The organism is Caldicoprobacter faecalis (genome assembly GCF_900115765.1).
Lineage (GTDB): Bacteria > Bacillota > Clostridia > Caldicoprobacterales > Caldicoprobacteraceae > Caldicoprobacter > Caldicoprobacter oshimai.
The window spans coordinates 21123-45880 of sequence record NZ_FOXR01000012.1 but is presented as its reverse complement, the minus strand read 5'-3'; the positions used below and the strand labels follow the sequence as shown (position 1 = coordinate 45880).

At 46.9% G+C, this 24758-nt stretch carries 21 protein-coding genes, 1 tRNA gene and 1 pseudogene; 3 read left to right on the top strand and 20 right to left on the bottom strand.

Features of this window, described 5'->3' with window-relative positions:
• Positions 1–73: 73 nt before the first annotated feature.
• The 9 genes from BM241_RS06345 to BM241_RS06310 form a co-directional block, all read right to left on the bottom strand.
• A complete protein-coding gene (locus tag BM241_RS06345) occupies positions 74–1078 on the bottom strand; it encodes a LacI family DNA-binding transcriptional regulator (protein ID WP_025748021.1) in 1005 nt (334 codons plus the stop codon).
• Positions 1079–1525: 447 nt separating this feature from the next.
• Positions 1526–1690 (bottom strand): hypothetical protein, encoded by a 165-nt coding sequence (locus BM241_RS12445; RefSeq protein ID WP_156925102.1) that lies wholly within the window; start codon positions 1688–1690, stop codon positions 1526–1528.
• Positions 1691–1811: 121 nt separating this feature from the next.
• Positions 1812–1887: transfer RNA gene (locus BM241_RS06340), tRNA-Ala, on the bottom strand.
• A 227-nt stretch (positions 1888–2114) separates the two neighbouring features.
• Positions 2115–3560, bottom strand: a complete 1446-nt coding sequence (gene proS / locus BM241_RS06335) for a proline--tRNA ligase (protein ID WP_025748071.1) — start codon at positions 3558–3560, stop codon at positions 2115–2117.
• A 169-nt stretch (positions 3561–3729) separates the two neighbouring features.
• Positions 3730–4713, bottom strand: coding sequence for a polyprenyl synthetase family protein (locus tag BM241_RS06330; RefSeq protein WP_092282313.1), 984 nt, complete (start codon positions 4711–4713; stop codon positions 3730–3732).
• Between the two features lie 10 nt (positions 4714–4723).
• On the bottom strand, positions 4724–5242 hold the full coding sequence (locus BM241_RS06325) for a Gx transporter family protein (protein WP_092282312.1): 519 nt from the start codon (positions 5240–5242) through the stop codon (positions 4724–4726).
• An 11-nt stretch (positions 5243–5253) separates the two neighbouring features.
• Positions 5254–5652, bottom strand: a complete 399-nt coding sequence (locus tag BM241_RS06320; protein WP_092282311.1) for a NusG domain II-containing protein — start codon at positions 5650–5652, stop codon at positions 5254–5256.
• Positions 5649–6707 (bottom strand): FAD:protein FMN transferase, encoded by a 1059-nt coding sequence (locus BM241_RS06315; RefSeq protein WP_177206110.1) that lies wholly within the window; start codon positions 6705–6707, stop codon positions 5649–5651. Before BM241_RS06315 ends, BM241_RS06320 begins: the two co-directional genes overlap by 4 nt.
• Positions 6708–6893: 186 nt before the next feature.
• Positions 6894–7424 (bottom strand): FMN-binding protein, encoded by a 531-nt coding sequence (locus tag BM241_RS06310; protein ID WP_025748076.1) that lies wholly within the window; start codon positions 7422–7424, stop codon positions 6894–6896.
• A 345-nt stretch (positions 7425–7769) separates the two neighbouring features.
• Between BM241_RS06310 and BM241_RS06305 the strand changes: the two genes are divergently transcribed.
• On the top strand, positions 7770–9569 hold the full coding sequence (locus BM241_RS06305; RefSeq protein ID WP_092282309.1) for an FAD-dependent oxidoreductase: 1800 nt from the start codon (positions 7770–7772) through the stop codon (positions 9567–9569).
• Positions 9570–9786: 217 nt separating this feature from the next.
• On the opposite strand, the pseudogene BM241_RS06300 reads toward BM241_RS06305, so the two are convergent.
• The 10 genes and pseudogenes from BM241_RS06300 to BM241_RS06255 form a co-directional block, all read right to left on the bottom strand.
• Positions 9787–10968 (bottom strand): annotated as a pseudogene (locus BM241_RS06300) (heavy metal translocating P-type ATPase); the annotation flags it as partial.
• 475 nt (positions 10969–11443) lie between these two features.
• Positions 11444–12550: a Gfo/Idh/MocA family protein gene (locus BM241_RS06295; RefSeq protein WP_025748079.1), complete on the bottom strand. Its 1107-nt coding sequence runs from the start codon at positions 12548–12550 to the stop codon at positions 11444–11446.
• Between the two features lie 17 nt (positions 12551–12567).
• Positions 12568–13293 (bottom strand): ThuA domain-containing protein, encoded by a 726-nt coding sequence (locus BM241_RS06290; RefSeq protein ID WP_025748080.1) that lies wholly within the window; start codon positions 13291–13293, stop codon positions 12568–12570.
• Between the two features lie 185 nt (positions 13294–13478).
• Positions 13479–14906, bottom strand: coding sequence for a DUF4340 domain-containing protein (locus tag BM241_RS06285; RefSeq protein WP_177206109.1), 1428 nt, complete (start codon positions 14904–14906; stop codon positions 13479–13481).
• Positions 14903–16360 (bottom strand): GldG family protein, encoded by a 1458-nt coding sequence (locus BM241_RS06280; protein WP_092282307.1) that lies wholly within the window; start codon positions 16358–16360, stop codon positions 14903–14905. Before BM241_RS06280 ends, BM241_RS06285 begins: the two co-directional genes overlap by 4 nt.
• A gap of 18 nt (positions 16361–16378) precedes the next feature.
• Positions 16379–17242 (bottom strand): ABC transporter permease subunit, encoded by an 864-nt coding sequence (locus tag BM241_RS06275; RefSeq protein ID WP_025748083.1) that lies wholly within the window; start codon positions 17240–17242, stop codon positions 16379–16381.
• Positions 17242–18189, bottom strand: coding sequence for an ABC transporter ATP-binding protein (locus BM241_RS06270; RefSeq protein WP_025748084.1), 948 nt, complete (start codon positions 18187–18189; stop codon positions 17242–17244). Before BM241_RS06270 ends, BM241_RS06275 begins: the two co-directional genes overlap by 1 nt.
• Positions 18190–18299: 110 nt before the next feature.
• Positions 18300–19304, bottom strand: coding sequence for a CPBP family intramembrane glutamic endopeptidase (locus tag BM241_RS06265; protein WP_025748085.1), 1005 nt, complete (start codon positions 19302–19304; stop codon positions 18300–18302).
• 24 nt (positions 19305–19328) lie between these two features.
• Positions 19329–20459 (bottom strand): S1C family serine protease, encoded by a 1131-nt coding sequence (locus BM241_RS06260; protein WP_051456375.1) that lies wholly within the window; start codon positions 20457–20459, stop codon positions 19329–19331.
• Positions 20460–20522: 63 nt separating this feature from the next.
• Positions 20523–21320 carry an MBL fold metallo-hydrolase gene (locus BM241_RS06255; RefSeq protein WP_025748087.1) on the bottom strand — a complete coding sequence of 266 codons (798 nt, stop codon included), beginning with the start codon at positions 21318–21320 and terminating at the stop codon, positions 20523–20525.
• Positions 21321–21678: 358 nt separating this feature from the next.
• On the opposite strand from BM241_RS06255, the gene BM241_RS06250 reads away from it, so the two are divergent.
• Both BM241_RS06250 and BM241_RS06245 read left to right on the top strand, forming a co-directional pair.
• Complete coding sequence (locus BM241_RS06250; protein WP_025748088.1) at positions 21679–22518, top strand: fumarate hydratase; 840 nt, start codon at positions 21679–21681, stop codon at positions 22516–22518.
• A 62-nt stretch (positions 22519–22580) separates the two neighbouring features.
• Entirely contained in the window at positions 22581–23138 is a 558-nt protein-coding gene (locus BM241_RS06245) for a Fe-S-containing hydro-lyase (RefSeq protein ID WP_025748089.1), read from the top strand.
• A 255-nt stretch (positions 23139–23393) separates the two neighbouring features.
• On the opposite strand, the gene BM241_RS06240 is transcribed toward BM241_RS06245, so the two are convergent.
• Entirely contained in the window at positions 23394–24689 is a 1296-nt protein-coding gene (locus tag BM241_RS06240) for a UDP-N-acetylglucosamine 1-carboxyvinyltransferase (protein WP_025748090.1), read from the bottom strand.
• Between the last annotated feature and the right edge of the window lie 69 nt (positions 24690–24758).

Genomic DNA, 24758 nt, shown 5'->3' with positions numbered 1-24758 from the left:
TTAAGCGTAAAAGAATTAAAGAACACATCTAAGACATTATTTGAGTATCAGGCTTCTTCTTTAACTGCCAAGACTAAGAAATGGCTCTTACCGAATCCCTCACAATCATCCTGGTATGAAGCGTGTGTACCTCCGGGTAACCTGTATAGTCTCCCTTTATCCTCTTTAATATAAGATTGCCGGCTATTTCCCCCATTTTTGAGGTGGGCTGTTCAATCACCGTCAATGAAGGCTTTATGACATCTGACAGCTCGAAGTAATCAAAGCCTATGATGGACAGCTCTTGCGGAACCTTGATATTCAATTCATGGATAGCCATGACAGCTCCCAACGTCATGTAATAATTGGTAACATACAGGGCAGTGGGAATATCAGCCCCTTCAAAAAACTCTTTGGCAGCCAGATAACCTCCTACCGTCGTAAAATTACCATATTTAATCCACCGGGATTCAACAGGCAGGTTATAAGCTTCCAATGCCTGCTTGTATCCCTCAAACCTCTGCTGGCTGACCCACGAGTTGGGCGGCCCATTTATTATGGCAATTTTGGTATGGTTGGAGTGTATGAACCTCTCAACCGCTCTGAAAGAGGCCCCGGCATTATCCACCAGTACTTTATCGGTATTAAAACCGGGAATATCTTCATTTACTATTACTATGGGAATCCCGTCACGAATATACTCGTCCATTATGCTCAAACGAACGTTGTTGGAAAAAAGGATAAGCCCATCCACAAAACGGTCCCTTAAAAAATTCAGCTTCTGTTCGAGCTTCTCGGTATCGCCTTCGTAATCGCACAGTATGATGCTGTAATTCTCCTTTTCCACAGTCCTTTCTATGGCTGTTACGATAGAAGTGCAGAAAATGTTTGTAAAATCATCAATTACCACTCCGATTGTCATGGAACGGTTACTTTTGAGGCCTTTAGCGATGATATTCTGCTTAAAACCCAACTCCTGGATGGCTTTCTCAACCTTTAAACGGTTCTCTTCCCGCAACCTATAGCCATTGAGGTACCGGGATACCGTACCCAGCGATACACCTGCACGCTTTGCCACGTCGCGGATGGTTACAGCCATATCTCTCTCCTACATGCCCTATAAAAATTGAACCAGTTCAATTATTATTATAATCTGATGTAATGGACACGTCAAGATTTGGAAAACAAAACCCCCGACTGAAATTATCATGGCAGTCGGAGGATAACACTGCACATCTCTTTACTCCTCAAATTCAAGGCATATGCTGGCAACGCTACAGGGTTGTGCATCAAATGATACACATGTATCATCTATGAAAATATTAAAACCCGAGTCAAGCCAATCACGTTCATGTGGGGCGACCCACAACCCATGCTGTCATACCCTTGCTGGGGTTTTCTTCAATTAACCTGAAAATGCCGGCAAGAGACCCACTTTATAAACTCCTCTCCCAAACCACTATCTCAGCCGCTTCATCGCTTGCCACCGGTGCAGGATTGAAAACGTGGAATATGCGGGTCTTTCCCCTACCCTTCTCGGATTGGGTCACCTTAAACTGTTCTGCACCAAATCGCGCTCCGGCCCCTCAGACACGCTGTCCCTATCGTCTTCTTCTGATCTCTCAACCTTTTTAAGTGTTGTTCCATAGCAATCCCCCTTTTTCAATTTTCGATTTTCGCACCCAAACCTGCGGAATAAATATAAACCCACTTAAAGACCTGCCATGTTATACGTTATTGTTTTTATAAACGGTATTACAAAGTTAAGATGTGTCCCTTTTTTCTCAAAAACGAAAAAACCGCCTTCCTTCACCCTCAGGCGGTCTTAACTGTGGTGGAGCTAAGGGGATTCGAACCCCTGACCTCAACACTGCCAGTGTTGCGCTCTCCCAACTGAGCTATAGCCCCATAATATGGACTTGTGCGAACCAGCAAGTCATATTATAACCTAATACATTCGTTTTGTAAAGTAGAAATTTTTACTTTCCCTGGCTGCTTGAAATCAATATCCAAGCAGCCAGGAAAGCCATCTTACAATACTTCGCGTTCCTTATTTCCCAAATCATGCCACAAAACAAACCCCATAGCCCATTCCATCATTCTGTAAAAATACCTTCACCATTTTCATCGCAGGTTTAGTATGCCCTGGCAAAGTACACCATATGTTTGGCTAGGCGTCCGCAATAAACGCAGTGGTCATCTATATGCTCCTGTTCGAAAGGTATGCATCGCGTAGTAGCTCCGGTTTCGGCTTTTATATTATCCTCGCACTCCCTCTCGCCGCACCACATGGCCTTGACAAAGCCCTTCTTTACCTCTATAGCCTCTTTAAACTCATCAAAATTGCGTGCCACATGGGTAAAATTCTCTCGCATCTTCAAGGCCTTGTCGTATATTCCCTTATGCACCTCGACAAGCATATGGTTTATGGCCTGCACAACGTTATCCATGGGTACAGCCACCTTCTCAAAGTTGTCGCGGCGCACCAGTACCACCTGGTTTTTCTCTATGTCCTTGGGCCCTATCTCAAGGCGCACCGGCACTCCTTTGAGCTCCCACTCGTTGAACTTCCAGCCCGGCGTCTGCGTATCCCTATCGTCGATTTCTACGCGAATGCCGGCATCGGCAATCTGCCTGTATACCTCTCTGGCTTTGTCCAGCACGCCCTCTTTGTGAATGGCAATGGGCACGATGATCACCTGTACAGGAGCAACCTTAGGAGGCAATACCAGACCGCGCTCATCTCCGTGTACCATTATTATAGCGCCTATCAGCCGTGTGGATACGCCCCATGAAGTCTGCCATGCGTATTTGAGCTGACCATCCTTATCTAAATACTGAATATCAAACACCTTGGCAAAATGCTGGCCCAAATTGTGCGACGTCCCCGCTTGAAGCGCTTTGCCGTCCTGCATCATGGCCTCCATGGTATAAGTGCGCAAAGCGCCGGCAAACTTCTCCTTTTCGGACTTACGGCCGACAACGACAGGGATAGCCAGCACATTTTCGGCAAACTCCTTGTATATGCCCAAAATCTTCAGCGTCTCCTCTTCGGCCTCTTCTTCGGTGGCATGCACCGTATGGCCCTCCTGCCACAGGAACTCGGCAGTCCTCAAAAAAGGCCTGGTTGACTTTTCCCAGCGCACCACGTTGCACCACTGGTTGTACAGTATGGGCAGGTCCCTGTAAGACTGCACCCATTTGGCGTACATTGCACATATTATGGTCTCAGATGTTGGCCTGACCACCAAAGGCTCGGCCAGCTCTTCGCTTCCGCCACGGGTAACCCAGGCCACCTCAGGCGCAAACCCTTCTACATGTTCGGCCTCCTTGCGCAAAAGGCTCTCGGGTATGAACAGAGGGAAGTATGCGTTTTTATGGCCTGTGGCCTTAAACCGCGCATCCAGCTCCTTTTGGATGTTCTCCCATATAGCGTATCCATATGGCTTGATTACCATGCAGCCCTTTACGGGAGCATAATCGACCAGGTCCGCCTTTAAAATCACATCGGTATACCACTGAGAAAAGTCCTCTTCTTTGGGAGTTATATGGGTAACAAACTCCTGTTGCTTTTTTTCCATACACCAAGCTCCTTTCACAAAACACGCGATGTTTACAACAATTCCCTCAGTTTCTTATTTAGGTATTTTAGCATCAGCAGTATATATTTTCAACATATTTTCAACTATATTTGCTGGATTTTAGCCAAAAACGCTTCAATTTCTCAACTAAAGAGCTAAACCTACTGCCTTAATAGCTACGGTCGATAAGCCCATCTAAAAGATTCTCCAGCGCCGCTTTGGCTGGAATAGGCGCAAGGCCATCAATAAATTCGCCGGCGCGCTTTAAATAGCTTTTGGCCAAGTTCTTGCTGTATTCAATACCTCCACTTGCACGCACCAGCTCAATCAACTCTTTTACATCTTCCGGAGTATAGCTCTCTTTATCCAAGAGCTTTATGACCTCGTCTCTATAAGATGAGTTGATGGCATATATCAAGGGCAGGGTATACACCCCTTGAACGAAATCGCTTCCCACCGGCTTGCCTATCTTAGCAGGATCACCTGTGAAATCCAGCAGGTCATCGGTAATTTGAAATGCCATGCCAAAGTTAAATCCAAACTCCCTCAAACACCGCACAACCTTTGACGGGCACTCGCTTTCATGCGCTCCAATATAACAGCTCAGGGCAAACAGCAGCGCCGTCTTGCGCCCTATCCTTTTTAGGTATTGCCTCACGGTGACGTGTTTGTCATACCTTGATTGGTACTGTGCAATCTCACCTTCACAGATGGCCTTAACCACTTTGGATAGGCCCCGCATGTTTTCAAATGTTGTGCTGTGGGCAAGCAGCAAAAAGGTTTTGGCAAACAAAAAATCACCCGTAAAGACGGCTATGTCTTTCCCCCACCGCGACTGAACCGTAGGCCTGCCCCTCCGTATCTTTGAGTCGTCGATTATATCATCATGGACCAGGGTAGCCATGTGGAGTATCTCAACGGCCGCCGCTAAAGGGATAAGCTTTTTCCGGTCATATTTGCCAAACTTGCCCGACAATAACACCAGTGCAGGTCGAAGCCTTTTACCGCCAGCCTCCAGCAGTTCCTTCAAAGCCGCTTCCAACACCTTTTGCTTGGACAAGAGGGTGGCTTTTATGTGCTCATCAACCATTTTAAGCTCATCCCCGATTATATCGACATAGCTCACGGTTAACCTTTTGCTTTGACTCTTCATCAACAACCGTTTAACCCCTTTCCCACTTAAACCACTTTTGCTCTTCTAGGTATTTAATAATATACCTGGATGCCAGGCCTACAAAAAATCCAGTACCCATAGCAGCAACGGTCAACACAGGCAAATAGGTAAACAATATACCTATCGTTCCAAACACCCATGACGCCACCAGCAGCTGCCCTATATTATGGAATATAGCTCCTGCTGTGCTAATGCCCATCATGCTGAAATAAGCCCTCCACCTGAAATACAACCAGCCCATCACCAAACAGCTCAAAATCCCACCCGCAAGGCTGTAAAGTATTGCCGTAACGCTGCCTGCAAGGAGCGAACCCAGCACCGAGCGAACTATAACTACCACTAACGCCTCTTTAAAGCCGAAGAGTACCAAAGTGACCAGGGTCATAATGTTGGCCAATCCCAGCTTTATCCCCGGAGCCACAACCGGCATAAAACCCTCTATCAGATGCAAAACTAAAGCCTGCGAAATGATAAGCGCCAGCATGACCATCTTTCTAACTTTATTCATAAACTTTCTCCTCAAGATGCAATATCATCTACATCGGGCGTTTCTTCATGGCCAGCCGTTATCTTCACGACCACCCTATGAGGCAGGCACACTATGGCTTGACCGGCATGACGGATGGGACCTGACTTTACGCAAACTTGATCAGGACAGTTGGCTTCTTTTATTTTTACCTCTTCATATGTTACCGATACAACATTATATTTGCCGTTTCCAGCATCCACACGAAACTCCACAGGAGCCATACCTTTATATATACGGCAGGAATACACCTCTTTGCCCTTTACTTCAATCACCACATTCTTATCGCTGCTTTCAGTCCCCATCACATACATGCCTAACAAGCCCACCACGATTAACGCCGCTGCAAAGAAGTATACCACCAAATCCCCTACTTTTATCGGCATCCTCATGGCTGAAGCTCGTACTCCTTATCGGTCACAATCAGCTTCCCCTGCAACCCCCTTGAGGTATATATTTTCTTATCAAATGTGATGGCCAGGGCCTCTATGCCCTCCATCTTATCAACCAGCTCAAGCCCTTTTTTAGCCCCCATGACAAATACAGTCGTGGACAGTGCATCGGCATCAATGGAGTTTGGAGCAACCACCGTTGTAGCCATAAGCCCGCTGTTTGCGGGATAACCCGTCGAAGGGTCAAATATGTGATGGTACCTCTTTCCTGTTTTCTTATAAATATCTACGATATAGCGTTCATAATCGCCCGAGCTGACAACGCTTCCGTCCATTACCTCTATAATAGCAATATGGCGCCGCGCTCCTTCAGCTCTGGGGTCCTGTATGCCTATTCGCCAGGGCTGACCATTGGGCTTGCCGCCCATGGCCACCATATTCCCCCCCATGTTTATAAGGGCGTGTACCACGCCTTCTTCTCTTAAAATCCTGGCCACTTCATCGGCGGCATATCCCTTGGCAATGGCCCCCAAGTCTATGCCCATGCCCGGCTTTTTGAGGTAAACGGTCTTCTCGTCCTCGTCGAGCACCACATTGCGATAGTCCACAAAGCGCAGCTTATCGCGTATCTCAGCATTTGAGGGCACACGAGGATGCTCAGATGTGATCCCCCACAGCTTTACGATGGGATATATGGTTATGTCAAAGGCTCCATTGGATATTTCGGCATATTCCAATGCCTTTTTTATGACTTCAAAGGTATCATCGTGCACCTTCACTGGCTGCTTGCCGGCATTGCTGTTTATACGGCTCACGTCGCTGTCCGGTATAGTAACGCTCATGCGGTTCTCTATCTCTTCAATTCGCCTTATAGCCTTATCCAGAATATCGGGCCCTTCTTTGCCCGCATATATACGTATATTGACCCACGTATCGAGGGCAAATATATCCTTGCGGTACTCTTGAAGCCCTCTCGTCCGTGCGCAACTCTGCAAAGCCACGCTCGCCAAAAAAATTATTATGATTAAAGCACAAATCCTTTGATACCCTTTCAAATGTAAACCCCCATCTCTCCATGTTGATTTGGATGTAACATCCATCCAGTGTAGCCTTTTAAATGCGCTTTTTCTGCATACTAGTTCAACATAAAATTAATACCATCTGATACCCTTTCTGACAAGCTTTCGAAAACTTATCATTAAATAAAAGACCTGTCTTGCGACAGGTCTTTTATCTAAATTTTACTTGCTCTGTGCTTCCTTCAGAGCTTCTTTGGCTAATGTCTTGAATTTCTCCGTTGTTCCAGTGGCACCGGTGTAAGTATCAACAGCATCGGGATCCTGCTTCTCGACAAGGTCTTTCTTCAATGTCTCATAGGCATCCAACAGGTCTACATTCTTTTGTTCCTTGAATCTCTTATGATACTCTGTATCCTCGCTCTTCTTTTTGCCTTCCTGATTTACCTCATCATAATTTACTTCGGTAATTTTGCCGCCTTCAACCTTTATTTCAATCTGTCCTTTCCAACCATGATCATCGAACTCTGGCTCCTCAGCCTTATATGTTCCATCTTTGTAAGCAGCAGTTTCAGCTCCCTTTTCATCGGCGTCTTCCTGTTCCTGATCACCAGTAGCTCCCTGTTCTTCAGTCGCGGAATCATTAGGAGCTGCCTGTTCTTTTTCATTGGAATCATTAGCGGTGCCACCACCACAGGCTGTTAACAGAGCAATAGTTAACAGCACTATCAATCCCATGCTAAGTAACTTTTTCATTGTAGACACTCCTCCTTTTCTTTTTTGTTGTTATTTTTTAGGCATTGTCTATTCTATCTTAAAACATAAATATATTCAATGCTTTTATCGGTTTATTCTCTCCAATTTTTTCAATAATAGAGATTATAAACGCGATTTTGCTTGCCTTAATACAAATCTCCCTCCATTTTCTTTGATTTTAACCATTATTGTACATATATTGTGCATATGCTCGTTAAAATTATATCTTTCACTTGATAAATTTATGTCTTTTAAGTATTTAGATTATATGTTAAAATTTAATAAGCGTTAATCTTCTAACACTTTTCTACAGACAACCTGTATAACTCAAAGGAGGTAGATATAATGTCCGCTAAGCAGGTGGTTATACTGGGAGCAGGGTACGGTGGGTTGGAAGCAGCCAAAACTCTGCACAGGCTATTAAAAAAGCGAAGCGATGTAGAGATAACCCTCATAGATCAAAACCCCTATCACACGCTGCTTACCGAGCTGCATCAGGTAGCTGGCCACAGGATTGAACCCAAAGGTGTAAAGGTGTCAATCGAACACGTATTGCAATATACAAAGGTAAAGTTTGTACACGACAAAATACAAAAGGCTGATCTCAAGAACAAAAAGCTGATATCGGCAAACCATGAGTACAGCTTCGATTATCTGATTTTGGCCGCCGGTAGTCAGCCCGCATATTTTGGAATCCCTGGAATGAAAGAGCATGCGTTTACGCTGTGGTCGCTGGAGGACGCACAGAAAATACACGACCACATAGTACACATGTTCCAGCTGGCATCAAAGGAGCAAAGCCCTGATAAACGCAAGGAAATGCTCACGTTCGTAGTTGGTGGAGGTGGGTTCACCGGCGTAGAGATGATGGGTGAACTCATGGAATGGACGGCCACCCTATGCCGTGAGTACAACATACCCAAAGAAGAAGTGCGGCTAGCGGTTGTAGAGGCATTGCCGACCATCTGCCCAATATTGGACGAAAAGCTGTCCAAAAAAGTGGTTAACTTCTTTGAAAAACATGGCGTAGAGGTATACACCAATACGCCTATAACCGAAGTTCATCCCGAAAAGGTATGCATGAAGACAGGGGACGTTATACCCACCAGGACCCTCATATGGACCGGAGGCGTCGAAGCAAATGAGTTTGCAAAGGAGTTAGGGCTTACGCTGGGCAAGCGTAACCGAATAGTGGTGAATGAATATCTGCAAACCGTTGAGTATCCATATGTATATGCCATCGGCGACATAATGGAGTTTAAAGAAAACGGCGATGTGCTTCCTGCTTTGGTCGAATCAGCCCTTCAGTCAGGTAAATGCGCAGCACAAAACATCGCCGCTGAGATTTTGGGCACCCAAAAGCAAAAGTTTAAACCCGAGCTCCACGGCGTAATGGTGTCGGTAGGCTCCTTCTTTGCGGTGGCGCAGATCAAAGGCCTGCCTCTGCTGGTCGGCATATGGGCCACTATTATGAAGCATCTGGTAAACATGCATTACCTATTTGGAATAGGCGGCTTTGAGCTTATATGGGACTACATTTACGACCAGTTCCTGTACAAGGCCAGAACGTACAACGCTTTCATAGAGACAGCCATTGGGCACATTAAACGTAGGAACTTTACATTCTGGCTTGTGCCGCTGAGAATATGGCTGGGAATCATGTGGCTGACATCGGGCATTCAAAAAATACAGGCCGGCTGGTTTGGGGATTGGGAGATGCTGGGCCCTGGAGGTGCAACCGACGCCACATCATCGGCATCCATCATTAGCCTGGTGAGTGACCATACCCCCGGCTGGTATGCCTGGATAGTCGAAAACATCATTTATCCCAATGCCCTGCTGTTCCAGAAGCTCATTGTGATCACCGAGATTGGGCTGGGAATAGCTTTCATATTCGGAATATTTACGTTTATCGCAGGGCTGGTGTCCATCGCCATGAACATCAACTTCATGCTATCGACAGGCCTTCCTTCCACCAATACTGGCCTACCAGACCTGTGGTACATCATGGCTTCGATAGCCATGCTGGCCGGTGCTGGAAGGTCGTTGGGAGTGGACTATTACCTGATTCCTTACCTCAGAAATCAGGTAAGATACTTCCAGAAAAACAGGAGCTTCCATCTATTCAAGGGATGGGAGTGGTAAAGCATATAATATGTTACCTGGTATAGCGATTTCAGAAATGAACGGTTTGCATAAAGTTTGAGATGCACCAACACAACAAGCAGACGATAGGTAAAAAGCTTTTGCCGACGCCATAAGCACGAAAAGATTAAAAACAGGGCCAAGGCGCGTTTTCACCTTGGCCCCGTTTTTATTTTATACCAGGTTTTTTATTTCATGCCACCGTTGTCTGATCTCTTTATGCTGCAGTTGCCTCATCGCATCTATGGCTTCTCGGCTTTTTTATCACGCGCATGGCATTGAGTATAGAAAGTATGGCAACCCCTACGTCGGCAAAAACCGCTTCCCACATGCTGGTAGTACCAGCTGCCCCCAGCAAAAGCACCAACCCTTTAACTCCCAAGGCCATAATTATGTTTTGCCATACGATGCGCTTTGTACGGCTAGCTATCATGATAGCGGTCACCAGCTTGGAGGACTCATCGGTCATGAGCACCACATCTGCCGCTTCGATGGCGGCATCGGAACCCAATTCTCCCATTGCCACCCCTACATCCACTCTGGCCAGCACCGGCGCATCGTTTATCCCATCGCCCACAAATACCACCTTGCCTTTCCTGGTGGCTTTCGTCTTTTCTATCGTCTCCAGCTTCTCCACCTTTTGATGTGGAAGGAGTTCGGCATACACCTCATCCAGCCCTAGATTTTGCCCTACCTTAAGGCCTATGTGATAGTTATCACCTGTAAACATATCGGTTCGCTTTACGCCCATTCGCTTTAAATCATTGATGGCCTGTTTAGAGTCTTCTTTCAGCTCATCCTCTATTATGATATACCCTGCATACTGCCCATCTATGGAAAGGTGCACAGCGGTATAAGCAAGTTCAACCTCCGGACATGTCACGCCGTGCTGCTTAAGCAGGCCAGCAGTTCCAACCAGCACCTGCCTGCCCCTTATTCTGGCCTTGACGCCATATCCCGGAATTTCAGTGTATTCGTCAACCCGCTGCCGGTCCAAAGGCTTGCCGTAAGCCTCCACTATCGAGAGTGCAATGGGATGGTTTGAATAGCTTTCGGCCAGGGCAGCGTAGTCAAGCAGCTCCTCTCTTGTCATATCAGCCATTGGAACCACTTTAGCAACCTTAACTCCTTTGGTCAATGTCCCAGTCTTATCAAACACCACGGTATCAACATTTCCAAGGGCTTCAAGGTACTGCCCTCCTTTGACCAGTATACCGTTTCTGGAAGCACCACCCAATCCTCCGAAAAATCCAACGGGTATCGATATCACAAGAGCACAGGGACACGAGACCACAAGAAATACAAGGGCTCGGTATACCCACTCATCAAAAGGCTGTCTCCACAGGAGCGGTGGGATAATGGCTATCGAGGCAACAACCAGCACCACCGCAGGCGTATATTCCAATAATTCATCTTTATGAATATGAGAGATCCTTTTTACCAAATTAGGACAAATTACATCCCCAATCCCAACATAAACATACCATATTTACTATTGGGATCGCTGTACTGTATAATTAACAAGTCAACATTTTAAAGTTTAAAGTAAAAAGGAGTAAGGAATATACCTTTTAAAAATAGGAATTATTACGCTCTAATGATAGAAGGTACCCTTTTTTCACTGGTTTAGCTTTCCTGGATACCAACTCCATGGTACCCGTGTTTATTCATACCTTTACGCAAAGCCTTCAGCTGGGTTGAAACAATTAATTCATAACGTAAAAAGGATTAATTTGCTTTTATGAATTACTCACAAAGTTATCAGAAAGTTATACACAGTTCATATATAAGCAAAGAGGCAAGCCTTCATTTATATGGGGCTTGCCTCTTTTTGAGTTTAGATAATAACCATATCCGATCCTTTTAAATTTATCCTATTCATCCAGCAGGCCGTCTCGGAGCCCAAGGGGCAATGGTTCCGGGCGGCTGCACGAACTGGAAAGGATATAATGGCTTCCGCTCTGTGAGGCATCCAAAAATCCCTGCATCACGTCCAGCACATGATAGGCCATCTCACCGTTAGCCCTGTGCGGCCTCCCCGACAACAATGCATAAGCCATATCAGCCACTCCAATGCCTCGGCTGTTGTCGGCATAACCGTGAGTCAAAGGAATCTCACTCCATTCACTGGCCCCTTGACGGCGTATCAGCACAGGACCGCCAAAGGTGTTGGGATCGGGCACGCTTAGGCTGCCCTCGCTGCCGTAAATCTCAATTCGCGGCAGATTGGCGCTCCATACATCAAAGCTGGTAATAATGGTCCCCACAGCGCCGTTTTCAAAATCCATAACGCCGGCAATATGAGTGGGCGTTTCCACCTTTATCTTTGTGCCATACTTGGGTTGACTGGTGATGGTCCTCTCTGGAAACGTAATCCTGGCGGATGCCGTCACCCTCTTTATGGGACCTATAAGGGATATCAGAGCCGTCAAATAATAGGGCCCCATATCAAACATAGGGCCTCCGCCCACCTGATAGTAGAACTCGGGATCAGGATGCCAGCTCTCATGGCCATGGCATACCATAAACGCCGTCGCCGCTACCGGCTCACCGATCCAGCCATCGTCTATCAGCTTTCGACAGGTCTGAAGCCCGGCCCCGAAAAATGTATCGGGAGCACAGCCCACCAAAAGCCCTTTTGCCTTGGCTATATCCAGTATCCTTTTGCCTTCTTCACGAGTGATGGCCAACGGTTTTTCAACATACACATTTTTGCCGGCTTCAAGAGCGGCAATGCACACCTGGGCATGTGCTTTAGGAACCGTCAAATTGACCACGATGTCGATCTCGGGATCCGCAAGAAGCTCCTCTACCGAGCACGCTTTAGGTATATTGAATTCTTTTGCTCTGGCCTGTGCCCTTTCCAAAATCAAATCCGCACAGGCCACCACTTCCAAAATCTCAAATCGCTGGCTGCAGTTTTTTAAATAGATGCCGCTTATGTTGCCGCATCCGACAATCCCCACCTTTACCTTTTTCATGACAACCACCCTTTCACTTAAAACATCCTCTTTACCGATTGGATTAAAACTTCGGCGTTATCACTGGCCTGCATGGCAATGTCCTTACCTTCAGCTGCCCAGAGGAAACCCCTTTTCATTATGGTTCGAACCGGCTCAACCTGCAACACGTCTACATGATGTCCCAAAGAACAGTAGAATACCCTTCCTCTTCCCCAGCGCTTGGTCCATATGACCGGCACATCCACCTGCCCATTGGCAGCATGCGGGCCATCCACCACAGGAAACCGTGTGGTGGCAAGCACTTCAATCGCCGGGTCAATATGTACATAGTATTGTTCGCTCTTTACGGTAAAATCCTCAATCCCTTCAACAATGGGGCTGGAGCCCCTTTTGACGTTGACAACGTATTCTACCCCATCCCCTCCGGGATGAGCTACCCACTGTCCCCCCGTCATAAACTGCCACTGGACGCACTCCCTAAAGGCATCGCACATGCCGCCATGGCACCCTGCAATGCCCACCCCCCTGGCCACAGCCTCAAGGACCGGCCCAACCTGAGCGTCGGTTATCTTGCCCATGGTCCATACGGGAATGATAAGATGAAGCGATTTTAACTTTTCCACATCAAGAAATGCATCCAGCGTCTCGGAAATCTCTACTTCAAAGCCTTCTTCAATAAGAATATCGCGAAAGAGCTCCGAAACCTCGACGGGCTGATGGCCTTCCCATCCCCCTCGAACTACCAGGGCCTTCTTCCCCATAATGACATATCCCCTTTCGATAAAAATTTTTTGATGTTATCCATAACAATTATATTAGAAAAGTGCCGTTAGAACACACAGAGAAATGCCAATTTTTCAATGCTCAACCTACAAAACAACCACGTTGAAATATTTTACACAAAAAACCTCTCCAGCCTGACCTCACCGCTGGAGAGGTTTAAAAATCACTCATCCTTTACCAGATCTCCACGGATCAAAGCTTCCAGATCATCCAGCATCTTGTTTACCTGGCTTCTGGATACTACAAATTCGGCCTTTCCGCTGCGGAATACAGCATAGAAATCATTATCGTATGGCACGTAGTTCACATGAACCTCTCTCCTCGACCCTTTGTTGAGGAAGAAAGTGGTTTTAACTTCGGGATTCTCCTCAGCCATTTCCCTATCAATTTCGGCATCTACCAGTATTCCAATCAAACTCTGATAAAACTTCTTAAAGGGCTTTTCCTCTACTTCCTTGCCATCCACCATGTATGTGGCTATGACTTCATCCTCTTCGCCTTCCTTCTCAGCCTTTTTGGTCTGCCTGGTAATGGTTAGAACATGGGTTTTCCCTCGTCCTTCCACTATGATCTTATCCACATTATCGATGTTGACAATATACGCAAATTTGTCCACAATGTCAAACGGCTTTGTATCAAGTAGCTCGGTCTTGCTTTTCTCCATAGTATAGACCGAGTTAACGTCGGCCGTCTTGAAGTACACGCTTTTACCGTCGTCTGTATCTTTTCCAAAGTACAAATGCAGTGTATTTTCTTTGTCCTTGACGATGAGCTCGGCCACCGGGTCATCCAAACCATACTTAGAGAGGTCCTGGGGATTATCCTCTACAAACTCCTTAATGGCATTGCTGGTAAGCGAGGATATGCCATCCAAGACTTTTTGGAACTTATCGGACGATACCCCCATCGGCTCATTGTAAGGCTGGGTCATCCTCCACAGGCTCAAGCCAAACTGGGCTTCATCCTTCGACTGCTCATCATTCCTCTCTATTTCAATGGTAGACTTACCCTTCTTGGCTATCTTCAGGTAAGTCAGCTCTTGGGTATTAATCTCGGTCAGGTCCTTTTCACGTACATCCGAGAGCTTGTAGCTGAAATGCTCCCCATGGTTCATCCACACCGAATAAACCTTTGGGTCCCCTTCAGCCATCAAATAGTAGGTATTGCCTGCCGGCGTCTTGTTGCCAAGATACAATACCTTCTGGGTGCCGTCCTTCAGAAAAGCCCTGGCAACAACAGCCGGCTTATCCAGGCCGTACACCGATAGGTCCTTAGGATTTTCATCTATTATCCTCTCGGCATACAGGCTGGCAAAGCTGTAAGCTATATCATCGACGCTTGTCTGATCCAAAATCACAGGATGGGGATAGTCCACCGTCCACTTGTCATCCTTCTTTTCAAACGTCAAGGTAGTCCCATCCCGTGATTCCAGGACCATTTTGACGATGTCCTCTTTAGGCACTTTGCATATCTCTATGGTTTTATTATCCTCAGCCTGCTTTTTTGGACGGTTGCTCACGTAAAAATACGCACCAACCAGCACTGCCAGCACAACCACAAGAGCAATTATACTTCGCTGTCTCTTCTTCATAGATGTCTCCTCCTCAACCATACTGTCAATCCTGACACCAGTACGATCAGAGGAATCAATATAACAACTATACCTGAGAATATAAGCTGCTGATAAGCCGATATTCTAAGGCGCGAGACCGTCAAGCTCTTGGGCCGTATCGAGATGCTCTCCTCCCTGTCCTGCAGCCAGTTAAGGCTGTTGAGCAGAAAATTGACGTTGCCCGGCACCTGCGAAACTAGCTGGCTGTTTAGCAGATTAGTATTGGCTACCACTACCAGCCTGGTCTCCTTGGTCTCGTTATCCTCATATATCTTATCCGTGATGGCAACCGCAATGTTGAACGGCCCTTCCAAATCACCCTCTTCTTTCTCTATTGTAGTGGCCTCCAGATTGGTCTTGGCCCAGGCTTTATCTGAAGTAACCAGCAGCGGCTCTATCTCCAAAGTCCGTCTCTTCATCTCAAGTACCTCTATGCTCTGCGACTGGGGCGCAAACACATACATCTGTCCGGATTTAAGCGGACTTAAAATGCTGTGGCTCTCCATGTTGGGTATTATATAGAGAGGATTGCCCGGATAATGCATATTAGCATCACCCTCAACCACTACAACCCGCTGTAGCGCTACTCCATAACTCTTCAAGAGTGATTCAAAATTGGGTAGCTCCCCATTTAAATTCTGTATAAAGAATATCGCTCTACCCTGATTTTCTAAATATTTCCTGATCTTTTCCTCTTCCTCTTTTGTAATATCCCTCTTGGGCGAAAGCACTACCAGAGCATGTGCCTTCTCGGGTACCGAATCTTGGGTAACAAGATTCAAATCCTCTATAGTATAGTTCTCCAATTCCAGTTGCTTCCTCACATCATAAGGAATCGAATCCTCACCGTGGCCTATCAGCATATATACCACAGGGAGCTCTTCAGCCGTCACATACAATATAGCCCCTGTGAGGCGCTGCTCCACAGCCAGAGACTGAGCATACCACTGACCAGAATACTGGTTGTAGCTATAGTTTACCAGGTCATAGCGATCGATCACCTTGAATTTGTCTCCACTCTCCACGATCAGGCTTCCAGTGCTCAGTGACCCGCCATCCTTCTCATACTTCGCAACCAGTTGCGGATATCTCTCGGGATCAACAGTAGTAAAACTGATCCTCTTTGAGCGTTTTTGATACCGCTCTATAATTTCCAATACCCTTTTATCTTCTTTTCCAGCCTCATAAAGGCCAATGATCTTGACATCCTGTTTTAGGTTGTCCAGTACCTTAGTAGTCTGTTCCGACAAAGAATACATCTGGTTTTGTGTCAAATCTAGTTCCCAGGGGATCTGGTCCACAATCAGGTTGATGATTATGGCAATGGCAATGACGACGGCCACCATCAAAGTGGCATAGCCACCATATTTGAACTTTTTGCTTTTAAACGATTCCTTTACAGACTTGAAATTGAATCCAAGAAACTTCTTCATTTCGTTTCCCCCTTCTGGTTAGCTCCACCTTCTCTTTTCAATTACCCGTACAGTCAAGAATAGAAATACAGCTGAAAAGGTAATATAATAGACAATCGGGCTTAAGCTTAAAATGCCCATCATGAAGTTTTCGTACCTCTTAAGCAAAGAGAACCACTCAAGGGTCCTCACAATAAATCCATCAAAGAAGTATTCGTTGGCAAAATATACGCCCGCTATGATGCCAAATCCCACCACAGCAATTGCAACGCTTACAAATATGTTCCTGGTGGTGAAATACACCAGCGCTGCCACTCCTACTACCAGAGCACATGCAAATACTATGCCTGAAATCCTATCGGTCGGAAGCCCCTGTATGACCCAGTCCAGAATCCATATAAAAAGCAGCGCGCTGAACGTCACAACCGCCGCAATCACCTGATTGTCAGTTAAAGAAGAGATGAACAATCCTATGGATATAAAAGCCGCACCCAGCAGGAAAAACCCAATATATCCACCAACTATTTCCCAAACGGCAATGGTTCCAAAAAAGCTCAAAATAATGGGATACAGACAGGTAATCAACAGGGTGAGCAGAAATACGGCTACAGCCGCAAAATACTTGCCCAGCACTATTCCAGTAACGCTCAATGGGCTGGTAAGCAACAGCTGGTCAGTCTTCTGCCTGCTCTCCTCCGACATCAACCTCATGGTAAGAACCGGCACCACTATCAAAAACACAAAGGTTATACTGCTCAACACGCTTATATAATCCGGGCTCGCGGTGAGCAAATTGGAGAACGCAAAGAATATGCCGCATATCAGCAGAAAAAAGCCCATGAAAATATACCCTGTTGGCGATGCAAAATACGCTTTTAATTCCCTCTTGAATACAGCCAGCATCAGGAAACCTCCCTTTCCTCAGTTGTAACTTGCAGGAATATCTCCTCAAGCGTCAAATCGACCGACTTCATATAAAGGATGGGATATTCTGCGCGGCTCAAAGCATAAAACAGCGGCCTGCGTATATCGATATCCATTTCAGCTTCTACCAGTATATCAACCGTACCGGGCTCTTTAACCCCCTGTACTTCAGCGTTTTTGACGCCCTCAAGCTCCCTGACCAGCTTCAATACCTGCTTTTCTGGCCCGGCCACTCGCAATGAAAGCCTGCCCGCACTGCTCAAACGCTTGGACAGATTCTCTGGCGTATCGCTTGCAACTATCTTGCCCTTGTTTATTATTATCACTCGTCCGCACACAGCGCTGACTTCCGGGAGGATATGTGAACTCAATATGATGGTGTGCTCTTTGCCAAGCTCCTTGATGAGGCTTCGAATCTCTATGATCTGCTTGGGGTCAAGGCCCACCGTCGGCTCGTCCAATATGAGCACCGGTGGCGTACCAATCAAAGCCTGTGCCAGCCCCACCCTCTGCTTATATCCCTTGGAAAGGTTCTTTATAAGCCTTTTGCGCACATCGCCTATTTTGACCAGGTCCATGATCTTTTCCATGCTTCTCTTCTTGGTTGCCCTGTCTATCTTCTTGATATCGCTCACAAAATCCAAGTACTCCTGCACCGTCATGTCCATATACAAAGGTGGAAACTCGGGCATATATCCTATCCTCTTTTTGACTTCCTCGGGCTCCTCCAGAATATCAAAGCCCTCCACTTTAACAGTCCCTTCGGTCGCTGAAATATAACCAGTTATAATATTCATGGTCGTGGTCTTGCCAGCACCATTTGGCCCCAAAAAACCTAGTATCTCGCCTTTTTCAACCGTAAAGTTGACGTGATCCACTGCTACGTGCTGGCCATACCGCTTGGTCACGTCTATAACCTGAATCAATTATATCCCCCCTGTTTGCAATTTTAAAAATAAAATTATACTACAACCAATAAACATTATATCAAAAGTTTGCACACAATGTATGAACAAATTGTGAATTTTGTGCGCTATTACACGCCCATGACCATTGCAACAACCTCTACACACAAATATACAATCACGATAACTCCCGAGGCTATAACAGGCAACATTTCCTTTATAGAGAGGCCCTTCACCTCATGGATCATCAAACCGCGTATGCTTTCCTTACCGTATGTAATGCGGTGAAAAGAGGTTACACAGGCAGCAAAAAGCCCCAGGCAGAAAAAGGCTATTATACCCCATACAGCCATGGCGGCAGCCAGCAGCTCAGGCGGCATCTGCTTTACATTTTCCGGCACCGCCATCCCTTCCCCCAAGTACCGTTGTGCAAATTCCTGAAGAAACAGAAACGATATAGACAGAAAATTTTGTGTGAAATGATACAGCACTCCGGCAAAGATGGAATCGGTACGCACAACCACATAGCTGATCATGATTCCAAGGAATATGACGGCAGGCAGGTTCACCAGATTCAAATGAAGCAGCCCAAAGAGTACGCCACTTACAACTGTAGCCGTCAATGCCCCAAACCGTTCGTATCCTCTTAAGACCACTCCCCTGAACAAAAACTCCTCAACCAGGGCGGGTGTCACAGCCATGGCCATTATTGCCATTATGTATTGTCTGCCCGTCTTAATTGGCGGGAAAACCGGCTCAACAGGGTTGCCGATGCGATTGAGCATAGAGTACCATACCATATTGATGAATCCAACAATTGCGTATCCGAACACTGCCATGCCTAAAACCAGCAGCAGCTCCACTCCTCTGATCCGATTTATCCTGGCCACCCGTTTTATATCCATCCTGGAAGCAAGAAGATAGATCAAAGGAGGAACGCCTATCACCGCTATCTCCATGAGAAAGGTAGCAATAAGCCAGCTTTCGGTGTTCATCTTTGGATTAAAAAGGCCGGATACAATGCTGGATAACGTAATCATCAGTACCAACACAACAAGGTAGAGGTAGTTACTCCCCAGGACAGTGGGCCACCTCTGCTGTCCGTCGGCAAGCTGTTCATTGTCGTATAAACTCATAAATTACCCCTCCCCCAGTGATGTTCATTTATATCTCGGCTTTTGCCGCAATACCATGGTAACGGTACGCCTTTCCCCACCTCTTATGATTTCTATGCTGACTTTATCACCCACTTTATATGAATAAATGGCACTCCTCAGGTCAAGCATCTTGGTGACCTTCCTATTTCCCACGCGGGTTATGATGTCATCAACTCTAACCCCTGCCTTATAAGCCGGCCCTCGTTCATCGATATCCACTACATATACCCCTTCCTGTATGTTCTCACTCTGCTTAAAGTAACGGGCCATCTCCCTGTCAAAACCCACTATCCCAATATACGGAGTAACAAACGAACCTTCCTTTATAAAATGTTCGATAACCGGCTTGGCAACGTTAATAGGAATGGCAAAGCCTATACCCTCAGCGCTGGTCACCTTAATTGTATTGATGCCCACCACTTCACCTCTCATATTGACCAACGGGCCACCGCTGTTGCCGGGATTGATAGAAGCATCAGTCTGGATAAGGTCTTCCATGAAATTCTGTCCGCGCTCGGTAGGGACCTGTACCGTGCGGTTCAGTGCGCTGATGATTCCGGCCGTTACAGTATGTTGAAACTGCAGGCCTAGCGGGGTACCGATGGCAATGGCAGTATCCCCCACCTCAAGCTGGTCACTGTCCCCCAGGATAGCGGCCGGCAAATTTTCGGCCTCCACCTTTACGATGGCCAGGTCCAAAGTAGGGTCGGACCACAGAGTACGCCCTTTCAGTCCATCCCCGTTTTTCAATATGACGGTTATATGGGCGGGATTGCCTCCCACCACGTGGTCGTTAGTCAAGATATAGCCTGTGGGATGCACGATGACGCCCGAGCCCACCCCCTCTATCACTTCGGTATCATCCCATACCGTGGTTCTTGCAGTATGTACGGTTGAAATTCCCACCACCGATGGAATCACCTTTTTTACAACTTGAGATATAGAGGTTTCATGGGCAGCGTTCTTCTGCTGAATTGGAGCTGGCGCGAGTTCTTGCTGTGTAAGTTCCCCTTGCCGCTCTTGATAGTCATATTTTTCCTTAGGAGACACAGACCAGCCCCATCCACAGGCATTGGTCAAAAACAAAATCCCTGATAGTACAACCATTAAAGCAGCAATCCTTATCCCTTTCACGAAATTTTCCTCCTCGTCTTTCTTTTTGAAGTATCACCCCCATCCCCTTTGAAATTTCAAAAATCACTCTATATGGTAAAAGCTGCTTATACCGTTGCGGTACGTCAAATCTATCACCACGTCTTTTCCCGGCTTAATGCCGTTTGAAAGGAGTATACCGGTCACCGTTTCATAGGCCAGCGCAGGAAGATTGTTCTCCTGGCTCAAATGCGCCAAAAGCACATACATGGTTCTATCCTTAAGCATTTCTACCAAAGCCATACCGGCCTGTTCGTTGGACAGATGGCCATACTTCCCCATAATGCGCTTCTTAAGGGGCCATGGATAAGGCCCCATCTGCAGCATATGTACATCGTGATTTGCCTCCAGCAAAATCAAATCCGAATCCTGTACCATCTTGATTATGCTAGTGTTAGTATGCCCCAAATCGGTGACAATACTAATCTTTTTATTGCCGTTGTAAAAGCAAAAGCCTACAGGCTCAACTGCATCATGGGGTACAGCGTAGGATTGAATGTTTATATCATTTATATAAAAATCCATGCCTGTATAAAATATCCGAACATTATGGGGAGCGATGTCCCCTACCTTTTGCTGCATTGCCTTCCAAGTTTCCTGATTGGCGTATACAGGTATGTCAAACTTCCTTGACAGCGCCCCTGCACTCCTTATATGATCGACATGCTCGTGAGATATAAGAATCGCATCCAGGTCATACGGTGACACATCAATGCTTTGAAGAGCATCAAGGGTATCCTTCAAAGTCAAGCCTGCATCCACCAATATGTTTGTGCAGCTGGTGCCTATATAAGTGGCGTTGCCGTCACTACCGCTCGAAAGCGAACATACCCTAAACCCCATCCCGTCCATCTCTCCCTCTTTTGTTTAGTCAAGCTATCGTCTTTTATAGCACATCAGCAGCCGCGCCCTTTTACAGCCCTCAATGGTACTCCAAAACGGCTCCTTGCATACCGTTCCGAAACAACATCAACAAGCGCCAACCACTGCTTATTATAATACATAACGGGGATGCATTGCTATTGATTTTATCAAAAACCCTATTCCTCCCTGCAAGATGGGCCACCCCCACACAAAGTTGCGTTTGTATTTTCCGTATAAAACTGCTAGAATATATATAAGCCAATTTACTAGATTCGAAAGGAGGACGGCGTTTTCCTTTTCCGATTTCCAAAAATTTTTACCTTTACGCCGTAAAACCATGAAAGAAATACATGTAAGCGAGATAACCGATACTGTTGCACGCCTGTGCATAGAAGCCTGTTATAACGTGGGGGATGACGTAAAAGCCCTGCTCGAAAAAGCTAAACGGCAGGAGGCCTCGCCCCATGGAAAAAACATCCTGGATCAGCTGCTCGAAAACCTTCGCATAGCCCATGAGCTAAAACTACCCATATGCCAGGACACAGGTATGGCTGTGGTGTTTCTCGAAATCGGGCAGGACGTACATATAGTCGGAGGAGACCTCTATGAGGCAGTACATGAAGGAGTGCGCCGGGGTTATAGAGAGGGGTATTTAAGAAAATCTGTGCTCTCCCCCATAACAAGAGTAAACACCGGCGATAACACTCCCGCCATAATACATACCGAGATAGTCCCCGGCGATAAGGTCAAGATAACAGTCGTGCCCAAAGGGTTTGGCAGCGAAAACATGAGCCAGCTCAAGATGCTAAAGCCCTCCGATGGCCTGGAAGGCATAAAAGGATTCATATTGCAAACTGTAATTGACGCCGGAGGTAACCCCTGCCCTCCCATTATAGTGGGAGTTGGAATAGGTGGCACCATGGAAAAGGCGGCATATATGGCAAAAAAGGCGCTGCTACGCCCGGCCGGTCAGCATAGCCCGGATTCGTTGGTGGCGCAGCTGGAAGAAGAGATGTTGCAGGCTATAAATAACACGGGGATCGGTCCCCAGGGGCTGGGCGGGACGGTAACAGCACTGGCCGTACACATTGAAACCTACCCCACACATATTGCCGGCCTGCCAGTGGCGGTAAACATACAGTGCCATGCCGCGCGGCACAAAGAAGCCCTGCTGTGACCGCCTTGCTGTGACCGGCATTTTAGTACAAACGCAGTCATATTCAACAGGAGGTCAATCCCATGGAAACAAAAAAGATCTTTCATGCACCGGTAATCCATGAAGAGCTCAATTCCCTCAAAGCAGGTGACACAGTATACCTGAGAGGCAGCATAATCACTGCGCGGGATGCAGCGCACAAAAGAATATATCAGCTACTGCAGGAAGGCAAACCGTTGCCCATCGAGTTAAAGGACCAGGTGATATACTACGCTGGCCCATGCCCGGCAAGGCCGGGCCTCATCATAGGCTCCTGCGGCCCCACCACCAGCAGTCGGATGGATGTATACACCCCTTTGCTGCTTGAGCATGGGCTCAAAGCCATGATAGGCAAGGGGCCTCGCTCTGCTCGGGTCATCGAGTCCATGGTAAAATACGGTGCCGTGTATCTGGCAGCGGTAGGCGGTGCCGGTGCCCTGATCGCCTCGTGTATTAAAAAAGTGGAGGTAGTAGCCTTTGAGGACTTAGGCCCCGAAGCCATTTACCGTATGGAAGTCGAAGACATGCCTCTTCTGGTAGCTATAGATGCTCGAGGCAATAACCTGTACGAAATAGGTCCTCGCCAATTCGCACGTATATAAAGTCTGTATCGGCATATAAACAGGCTGTAGTATACGGTTTAACAGAACGGCCAAAACGTCAACGCACCCGTAAGCAAAATCAATAAATTAAAGCATAACCGATTTGCCAATCCATAAAAGACGAGCCGCACATGGGCTGCCATGCACGGCTCATCCTATTATTCTTCACTTCAGTTTCATCCTCCTAAGCTTGCAATCAAAAACACAGGATACAGTTACAAGATTTAATCCAGCACGCCCTGCAAGGTGCATTCTTCACTTCTTTACCAGCTTCAGCCTGGCCACTTTGTTGTTCTGGTCGCTGACCCTCTCAATATCAGCTCCCAGGCTGCGCAACTTTTCTTCCAAACGCTCATAACCCCTATCTATATGTATGATGTTGGTGACTTCGGTCACGCCCTCAGCTATCAGCCCGGCAATGACTAGAGCTGCACCTGCTCTCAAATCGGTAGCCTCAACCTGCGCACCGGTGAGCTTTTCAACCCCTTCAATGATGGCATTCCGGTCCTCCACTCTTATGATAGCTCCCATGCGGCGCAGCTCTTCCACATGGCGGTATCTGGACTCCCATACGTTCTCGGTGATAATGCTGGTACCCTCTGCCACGCTCAGCAGCACCGACATGGGCTGCTGAAGGTCGGTAGGGAATCCCGGATAAGGAAGGGTCTTGATGTTGGCCTTTCTGGGGCGTCCAGTACCTATTACCCTCACATAATCGTCCCCTTCTTCCACATACATCCCCATTTCAAGCAGCTTAGCTGAAACGGCTTCGAGGTGCTTGGGTATAACCCCTGTTATCTTTACATCCCCTCGCGTGGCAGCGGCAGCAATCATGAAAGTACCCGCCTCTATCTGATCAGGTATTATGGTATATTCACACCCGTGCAGCTTCTCTACACCTTTTATCTTTATGGTATCAGTACCCGCACCTTTGATGTTGGCGCCCATCGAGTTTAAGAAGTTTGCCACATCCACCACATGGGGTTCCTTGGCCGCATTCACTATAGTAGTGGTACCCTCGGCTTTGACAGCGGCCAGCATTATATTGATGGTGGCGCCTACGCTTACCACGTCCAGATATACCTCATTGCCCACTAGCTTATCCGCATATGCCTTTATGAGTCCGTGACTTATGGACACATCGGCGCCCAGAGCCTGAAAACCTTTAATGTGCTGATCCACGGGACGCGCTCCTATCTCACAGCCTCCAGGAAAGGCTACCTCCGCTCTCCCAAATCGTCCCAGAAGCGCCCCTAAAAGATAATAAGAAGCTCTCATACGCCGAACCAGGTCATAATCCGCTCGGCAACTGCTAACTCCGGCCGCATTTATCGTTATCCGCCCTCTAGGCTCTAGAGTCACCTGTGCGCCCATTTGCTTTAGAATTTCAGCCAACATTATAACATCAGCTATATAAGGCAAGTTATCTATGACACAGGTTTCGTCGGTCAGCAAAGCAGCGGGCATCACAGCTACCGCAGCATTTTTTGCACCACTGACCTTCACACTACCTATTAACTTTTTCCCTCCACGTATTACCAACTTTTCCAACTACGCGTTCCTTTCCCTCTCCGGAAAGGAACTTCACCTCCTACTCTATTCCCGACTGAACCTGCAATT

Excerpts from the sequence above, each read along its gene's own strand:
- BM241_RS06345 (WP_025748021.1), bottom strand. The coding sequence starts at position 1,078 with ATGGCTGTAACCATCCGCGACGTGGCAAAGCGTGCAGGTGTATCGCTG.
- proS (WP_025748071.1), bottom strand. The coding sequence starts at position 3,560 with ATGGAAAAAAAGCAACAGGAGTTTGTTACCCATATAACTCCCAAAGAA.
- BM241_RS06330 (WP_092282313.1), bottom strand. The coding sequence starts at position 4,713 with ATGAAGAGTCAAAGCAAAAGGTTAACCGTGAGCTATGTCGATATAATC.
- BM241_RS06325 (WP_092282312.1), bottom strand. The coding sequence starts at position 5,242 with ATGAATAAAGTTAGAAAGATGGTCATGCTGGCGCTTATCATTTCGCAG.
- BM241_RS06320 (WP_092282311.1), bottom strand. The coding sequence starts at position 5,652 with ATGAGGATGCCGATAAAAGTAGGGGATTTGGTGGTATACTTCTTTGCA.
- BM241_RS06310 (WP_025748076.1), bottom strand. The coding sequence starts at position 7,424 with ATGAAAAAGTTACTTAGCATGGGATTGATAGTGCTGTTAACTATTGCT.
- BM241_RS06305 (WP_092282309.1), top strand. The coding sequence starts at position 7,770 with ATGTCCGCTAAGCAGGTGGTTATACTGGGAGCAGGGTACGGTGGGTTG.
- BM241_RS06295 (WP_025748079.1), bottom strand. The coding sequence starts at position 12,550 with ATGAAAAAGGTAAAGGTGGGGATTGTCGGATGCGGCAACATAAGCGGC.
- BM241_RS06290 (WP_025748080.1), bottom strand. The coding sequence starts at position 13,293 with ATGGGGAAGAAGGCCCTGGTAGTTCGAGGGGGATGGGAAGGCCATCAG.
- BM241_RS06285 (WP_177206109.1), bottom strand. The coding sequence starts at position 14,906 with ATGAAGAAGAGACAGCGAAGTATAATTGCTCTTGTGGTTGTGCTGGCA.
- BM241_RS06280 (WP_092282307.1), bottom strand. The coding sequence starts at position 16,360 with ATGAAGAAGTTTCTTGGATTCAATTTCAAGTCTGTAAAGGAATCGTTT.
- BM241_RS06275 (WP_025748083.1), bottom strand. The coding sequence starts at position 17,242 with ATGCTGGCTGTATTCAAGAGGGAATTAAAAGCGTATTTTGCATCGCCA.
- BM241_RS06265 (WP_025748085.1), bottom strand. The coding sequence starts at position 19,304 with ATGAGTTTATACGACAATGAACAGCTTGCCGACGGACAGCAGAGGTGG.
- BM241_RS06255 (WP_025748087.1), bottom strand. The coding sequence starts at position 21,320 with ATGGGGTTTAGGGTATGTTCGCTTTCGAGCGGTAGTGACGGCAACGCC.
- BM241_RS06250 (WP_025748088.1), top strand. The coding sequence starts at position 21,679 with ATGAAAGAAATACATGTAAGCGAGATAACCGATACTGTTGCACGCCTG.
- BM241_RS06245 (WP_025748089.1), top strand. The coding sequence starts at position 22,581 with ATGGAAACAAAAAAGATCTTTCATGCACCGGTAATCCATGAAGAGCTC.